At 56.1% G+C, this 6747-nt stretch carries 7 protein-coding genes; 3 read left to right on the top strand and 4 right to left on the bottom strand.

Annotation, left to right across the window (positions count from 1 at the left end; all coding sequences use genetic code 11):
* Nucleotides 1-302, top strand: a 302-nt coding sequence (locus RMSM_RS24545) for a dihydrodipicolinate synthase family protein (RefSeq protein ID WP_040769275.1), incomplete at its 5' end; no start/stop codon positions are given.
* Nucleotides 303-376: 74 nt separating this feature from the next.
* The gene (locus RMSM_RS24540; protein WP_008702907.1) at nucleotides 377-1030 is read left to right on the top strand and encodes a class I SAM-dependent methyltransferase; all 654 of its coding nucleotides are present in this window, start codon (nucleotides 377-379) and stop codon (nucleotides 1028-1030) included.
* Between the two features lie 27 nt (nucleotides 1031-1057).
* Here the strand turns inward: RMSM_RS24540 and RMSM_RS24535 are convergent, their stop codons facing one another.
* Nucleotides 1058-1738 carry a glycine zipper domain-containing protein gene (locus RMSM_RS24535; RefSeq protein WP_052031790.1) on the bottom strand — a complete coding sequence of 227 codons (681 nt, stop codon included), beginning with the start codon at nucleotides 1736-1738 and terminating at the stop codon, nucleotides 1058-1060.
* A 238-nt stretch (nucleotides 1739-1976) separates the two neighbouring features.
* Nucleotides 1977-2447 (bottom strand): transcriptional regulator NrdR, encoded by a 471-nt coding sequence (gene nrdR / locus RMSM_RS24530; RefSeq protein WP_008702905.1) that lies wholly within the window; start codon nucleotides 2445-2447, stop codon nucleotides 1977-1979.
* Between the two features lie 456 nt (nucleotides 2448-2903).
* On the opposite strand from nrdR, the gene RMSM_RS24525 reads away from it, so the two are divergent.
* Nucleotides 2904-3299 (top strand): GYF domain-containing protein, encoded by a 396-nt coding sequence (locus RMSM_RS24525; RefSeq protein WP_008702904.1) that lies wholly within the window; start codon nucleotides 2904-2906, stop codon nucleotides 3297-3299.
* Between the two features lie 57 nt (nucleotides 3300-3356).
* Here the strand turns inward: RMSM_RS24525 and RMSM_RS24520 are convergent, their stop codons facing one another.
* Both RMSM_RS24520 and RMSM_RS24515 read right to left on the bottom strand, forming a co-directional pair.
* Entirely contained in the window at nucleotides 3357-4625 is a 1269-nt protein-coding gene (locus RMSM_RS24520; RefSeq protein ID WP_008702903.1) for a hypothetical protein, read from the bottom strand.
* Between the two features lie 88 nt (nucleotides 4626-4713).
* Nucleotides 4714-6675 (bottom strand): pilus assembly protein N-terminal domain-containing protein, encoded by a 1962-nt coding sequence (locus RMSM_RS24515; RefSeq protein ID WP_144057927.1) that lies wholly within the window; start codon nucleotides 6673-6675, stop codon nucleotides 4714-4716.
* Nucleotides 6676-6747 lie beyond the last annotated feature (72 nt).

Here is a 6747-nt window from a genome sequence, read left to right as displayed (position 1 = left end):
GCGCCGACGGAGGCACCAATGCATCGAGCGGTGTCGTGCCCGAGTTGACTCGCGCGATTCACCGCGCGGTGCAGGACGGCAGTATCGACGAAGCGATGCGGCTACAGTATCAACTGCTTCCACTATTCGACGCGATGATCGGTTTGGGCGAATTTCCCGAAGGCTTTCGAGCCGGAGCAAGATCGCGCGGATGGGATCTGGGCCCCGGACGAGTTCCGGTTTCCGCGGAACAACGCGACAGCATCAAAACCGCTCAGCGTGAGATTGACGCTTTAGTTGACGACTATCTTGGCCGCAAATAGACTACGGCCTCGAATATGAAACGTGGTGCTTTGATGCACCGCGTCTTTCTGAACGCTCTTGGAGTTTGCGGCTTATGCAGACGCTGCTTCGACATCTGTCGGGATGGGCCTATACCCACAACTCTCCCGTTTTGAAGGGGCGGGCCAAACGGATGAGGGCGTTCCAAGATCGTGTGAAACCGCCCGAGCAGGCCAATATCCTCGATTTGGGCGGCTCACCCTTGGTCTGGAAATTGATCCCACACGACTACCGAGTCACGCTCGTTAATTTGCCAGGATTCAATGACCCCGATGCCGAAGCTGATCCGCGATACCAATTTATCGATGGTGACGCCTGTGATCTCAGCGAATTATTCGAGGATCAGTCGTTTGATATTGTCTTTAGCAATTCCGTGATCGAGCATGTCGGAGACGAACCACGCCAAGCGGCATTTGCTGCCGAAGTCCATCGACTTGCTTCGTCGCACTGGATTCAAACGCCGAGTGACCGCTTCCCACTGGAAGTACACACGGGCGTTCCCTTCTACTGGAAACTGCCCGCTGCGATGCGGAACCGTCTGCACCGGTCTTGGCAGAAAAAGTTACCCGAGTGGTACGACATGATTCGCGAGACACGAGTGCTTAGCTGCGAGCGGATGAAGAGCTTGTTTCCAGATTCGCAGTGCTACCGAGAGCAATTTGCGATGCTGGAAAAATCTTACGCTTTCTATCGCCCGTTCACCGGGTAAATCTCATCGGCTGAACAAAGCGTCTGATTAGAATCCAATGTGGATTCCACCACGATGGTGTGGCCGGTGGTGGTGATGGTAGTCGTGATAGTAATAGCGAGGTCGATAAGCAGGCACCACGATCGGTTCTTGGACGATGATCGGTTGTCGAACCACAGGTTGCGCGACGACCGTCGGTGTGGCCGCGCGAGCGGATTGTTGGATTCCGGTCGGAGCATGCTGCATCGCGGAGATCACGACTTCGCTGACGCCTTGTTGGTGCAGCGCGATGATGTCGGCGACTTGCAGTTTTTGTTGCACGCCACGTTGGTTGATTTGGTTTGCAATCACGCTGTCGCTAAGTCCGCTGCGGCTCATTGAAACCACGTCTGCGATTGAAACCGCAGATTGGGTCGCCGCGGTATTGGCTTGTTGAGCTTGGTAATATTGTTGTTGCGATTGGTAGTACTGTTGTTGCTGCTGATATTGGCGTTCTTTGTCCGCAGCGTTGCCAAGCAATCCACCTGTGACGGCACCGACGACACCGCCGATCGCAGCACCGGCACCCGCTTCGCCATTGTGGTCTCCGATCAATCCGCCAGCAACGGCGCCCGCCAGTCCACCTAGCGTCGCACCACGCTGAGTACCTGCTTGGCCGTACCCAACACTTGGTAAACAAATTGCGATCGAGCTGATGATCCACCAGCGAAAGCTTGATTTCGAAATCATTGATAGCGTCCTTGCATTGCCGACCGCATTCATGCGGGGGTGCTGAAGCAGTCAGCAGACTGGGTGTAAGTAATTTTGCCGAATTCGAATCGAGACCACGTTCCCATGCCTGGATTATCGAACCGACTCGGAGCGGGATTTGAAACTATCTAATAGTTTGTCGAGCGGTTTTGGATCAATGCCACTTTTTTTTGGGGCCGATGCCTGCAAGGCGAAAATGAACCGCGGGCAGCTCACCTCAGCGCGGTGGATCGGGGGTCGCGCCGCCGATATTCGAGATTGCGCGAATGAAATCATTGGCGCCATCAAATTCACGATAAACGCTGGCAAAGCGGATGAACGCGACTTGATCCAGCGATGCCAAATGTTTCAGCACAATGTCACCAATCTGGGTCGCCGTGACTTCCGAATCGAACGACTCGTAAATATCCGCTTCGATCGACTGCACGACCTGCTCGATTTTTGAGCTTTGAATGGGGCGTTTGGAACAGGCCCGTTCAATGCCTCGGCGAATTTTTTCGCGGTCCAGAGGTTCACGCGTTTGATCGCTTTTGACGACTCGTACGTTTAATTGTTCGAGTTTTTCCAAAGTTGAGAAGCGACGCTGGCAAGACGAACAGACCCGTTTTCGTCGCACGATGTAGCCCCCTTCGGCGGCTCGGGTTTCAAGAACTCGGTCGTTATCGACGTGGCAGTAAGGGCAACGCATGCGTCAAGTCAGTCAAAATTGATGTGGGGCAGTTGATTCCATAGTATCGGAAACCAAGCGGCAGTGTCGCAAGGGCTCGAGAAAGACGGAAGGGCTCGAGAAAGACGAAAGGGCTCGAGAAAGTCAGAAGGGATCGAGATAGACGAAAGGGATCGAGATAAACCAATCGCGGCAAAATCGTCTAGGGCCCTCAGGGGCGATCGGACAGCCGTGCTGACATCCGCGATTCTCAGAGGGGCTGTCGCTCAGCTGATTCCAACGCGATACAATCTTAGAAGCGTTTTAAACCGGAGCAACCGAGCGTGATTTCGAAAGCCTGCCACCGGGCGGCACTCGGCAGAGCGTCTCGGGATTGGCGCTTCGGAGCAATCAACGACAATAGAGCTTCAGCGGAAAGCGTTTCGAGTCGTCGTTATTTTGTCGTGGTAACTTTGTCGTGGTAAGAGGTACCTTGGCGTGGCCGAGTGGTATATCCAACAGCTGAATGCGCCCGAAGACCTTGGTCCATTGCGGCCAAGTGATCTGTTGAAGAAGGTTCGCAGTGGCGACGTCAAACCGGACACGCTGATCCGCAAGGATGATTCGGCTTGGTTTCATGCGTCGGAGGTCGGTGGATTATTCGAGGCGGCGATGCGTCCGACGATCGAATACTTTTGTCCGCAGTGCAATCACCCGGTTACCGAACCGCCCGTGATGTGTTCTCACTGCGGTCGTGAAATTCGTAAAGCTCGGACCCAAATTACCGAGAATACGATTTCCAATGGGACGCGTCTGCCTGAACAACCAGGCCGCTCGGTGCAGAGTTGGCTGAAACGCAAAATGCTACGCCGACCCGGACAGGGTGAAGCGTAGCATTGCGGTTTGCGGTCGTGTTATTCCCAGCGGTGTTGGGAACGAACTAGCAACGACTTAGAACTTGAACTGGGCACTCGCGGTCAAACCCGTGATGAAGATGTCGTCGTCCATTTGGATGCTGCGACCAAAGTTGGTTGTCACCACGGGGCTGATCTGATCCGCTGCGGTGGCCAAACCGGTGACGTACCAGACTTCGAATCCGGCACGCAGTGTCAGCATTTCGCCAAGAGCGTAGCTGTAACCCGTACCGAGTTCGAATACACCGGCAATCTCAGTGTCTTCGTCGATATTGGCGACCACCGTGCTTCCTGCGTTGAACAGTCGTGTATCCGATTCGGCAAAGTTCAGATAACCGCCGGCACGACCACGAAAGTCAACCGAGCCATGGCAAGACACAGGATACAGCAGGTCAATGCCCACTTGCAGACCGAACAACGAATTCTCGACGTCGCTGATCAGCAGTCCGCGGTTGCCTCCGGCATCTTGGCTGTTGTAGTTGTACAGCTCGTCATAGTCGATGTAGCGAGCTCCGAAGAGAATCTTGGCAACTTCCCAGCCGATGAGCGTCTTGTTGGCTTCGATGCTCCAGTATTCAGCTTGGTAGGCTTGAGCTTGAAACACCGAGTCATTGAAGGTGCTCAGATCGGCATCAACAATGGGGGCACCCGGTACAAGCAGAGTGTCGATTCCACCGGCGCCATTGGTCAAGCTGGCTCCCATGTCCCATTCCAGCGGACCGACAAAGCTCGCTTCCCAGCCATGAACACAATCGGGAACCGAGCCGACGGTGATCCGCGGAGCAAATTCAAAATCGAATTCGTCAAGGGCAAAGTTACGGCTGAAGGTCGCACGGTCACTTGAATTCAGTTCCATGTAGACCGCTTCGCCGCGGACGTACCAGTACGGTTTGCACGCGATGCCGCAGCCACCGTACTCGCCACTCAGATTCATCGCCGAGTAACCGCCATAGCCGCCACCGTAGCTTGATCCGCAAGCACCACCACAGCTGGTGCCACACGAATGGCAGCTGGTTTGGACAACCGCTCCCGCGGCCGACGATTCGGGCATATGCCCGACGGTCGCAACCGAATTGGATTCCGCACGGCTTTGATACCCTGATGCGTTCACGACACGGAACGATTGGTCGCCGTGGACCAATGATTTCGTGGCCGTCCCCGATGCCGCAGGGCCATCAAACACGCTTCGCAACCCCGGGTCTGCGTAGACGTCCGATGCGGTCAGCGTGCCGGCGAGCAGTCCACAGACCGCTAAATTGCGGGCGGCTGTGCTACTGAAGTGTTTTAGTATCGAATGGATCTTCATGATCGAACCTCGTAGACTCTTAGTGCCTTGGAGTGCACCGCTGGGTATTGACCGGTTTGAATAACGGGAAAGTAAGGGGCAATGCACACTAGCGAACCTTCAGTTCGTCATGCACAGGAATCAAGCAAGTCTTGCGAACCATGCGAAGGATCTTCGTTGCAGTCTCCTCGCTTGTGCATGATCCGCTAATGACCAAATGGTCACCCTCGGTTTTGACTAGCACGCGGCTATCAGGAAACGATTTCCTAATCGTTCGATTGAGCAGTTCTGCTTTATCACCGATCGTGTCGCCGGTCGCTTCCACTGCGTCTTGAACATGCACATCAAAATGTTGGACCTTCGACGGAGCATCGGGCGTCCCATCTGCCCAAACGACCAGACGCGTCACGCCTCGTCCCGCTCCGATGAGCTTCAATTCATTGTGTCCCGAGGCAATGGCTCGGCACACGTTTTGATCTTCAATGCTGACCCGTCGCAGTTCACCACCAATGGTCAGCGAACGGACCTGAGCTTGGGTCATGTACAGCGGGATAGGACTGCCGGCAGGCTGCGAGACATTTCCCGCAAACTCGTGACCGGAGGTGGTGTTTCGCGATCCCTTTAACATCAGTGGGCTTACCGGTTGAACAGTGCCTGGTGACGATTGCTCGGCGATGCGTTCGTATCCAAGTGGCGGCGACTCAACGGCAACCGGCGGACGATATCGTTTCGCTGGTTTGCGAGCTTGTTGGTTGATCTCAGGAGCTACGTTGATCGATGGACCGTGGGGGCGCATCGCGGCACGCTCGGACAGTTCCATCAACTCCGCAGGCGAAGTTGCAACATCGCTTAGCGGCTGCAGTGTCGCCGCAGGAAATCGCTCTTCCGCCGGATCCACGATCGACACGGGAGCTGGCAATTCCAACGCGATTTCCTCATCGCTGGCGTCGTGATGATTCGATTCGCTGGCTTCGACGCCGCTCTCGACCGCATCGTGGTTTTCGGAATCGGTGTGCTCCGAAGCGATGCTGTTGGCTGTCTCATTCGCTGCCGTTTCACTCATCGCTGGCCCACTCACCGCTGGCCCACTCACCGCTGGCCCACTCACCGCTGGCTCGCTTGCCATCGGCTCGGCTGCCACCGACTGGGGTGCGACGGTATCCGCAGTGATCGGATCGTGATCTGTCTGGCTTGGCACATTACTGGGCGCCGACAATCCTTCGCTGTCATCCGAAAAGGAGAAGAAGACGGGCTCGGAATCCGAAACCAGTTCGACGTCGGCATGCTCGGCAGTCGCTTCGGGCTCACCGTGGGGAACCGCAGCAAACTCGATGGGTTGCAAAGTCGCATCGTCGGATTCGGCCGATTTGTTCTGCTCGAACGCATTCTCGGCGTCGATCGTCGGCGGGGTCACCATCGAGATCACCATCGATGGCTGTGCTGTCGTGGCAGGGGCCGCCGAAACAGGGGCCGGCGTGACAGCGGCTGCCGTGACGGGGGCCGATGATACAACGGGATCCGACGAGGTTGGCACATCCACGGGCGGGATGACCACGGCTTCGACGAGATCTTCGTTTTCGTGATGCGACGAACCGATCAGCGGATTGGTGCGAACGGCAGTCGCGGGCGGTTTTTCGATCGTCATCGCCGAACCCGACGGGCGGACGATTCTCGGACTTCCAATCGGTTGCAGTCCAATCGCTGCCCCGATCGGTTTGAGCCGAATGGCAGGTTGATCGTCACCCGAGGCCAATTGGATCGCCGAATCGGATGGGCTCACCTCTTTGCTGTCAAAGAAGGGATTGGCGCGGACGTTGGGTCTCGCGGCTGTGTTGGATTGTGCCGCTGGGTAGTGTCCCGTTGGCTGGTAGTGCCCCGTTTGCTGGATCGTTGGCAGCGGCAATGGTGGCATTTGGAAACGCGTTGCCGCAGGTGCCAAGGTATTCGGTTCGCTGGCGAACACCATCGATGGAGCAATAAAGGACGATCCTGCTGCGATTACGAGCAAGCTGAGAGCGGCCCGTGCTTGGGTCCGTCGTCGATTCTTCGAGATTGTTCTACTGTCACGCATGCCGCATCCTTGCGTCCGAACGAGTTGATGCACCCCCCTCGGCACATCATGAAAGAAACCTGCAAAATTGCA

Source organism: Rhodopirellula maiorica SM1 (genome assembly GCF_000346295.1).
Taxonomy (GTDB): domain Bacteria; phylum Planctomycetota; class Planctomycetia; order Pirellulales; family Pirellulaceae; genus Novipirellula; species Novipirellula maiorica.
Note: the sequence above shows the minus strand (reverse complement) of the source record. Positions and strands in the feature narration are given on the sequence as shown.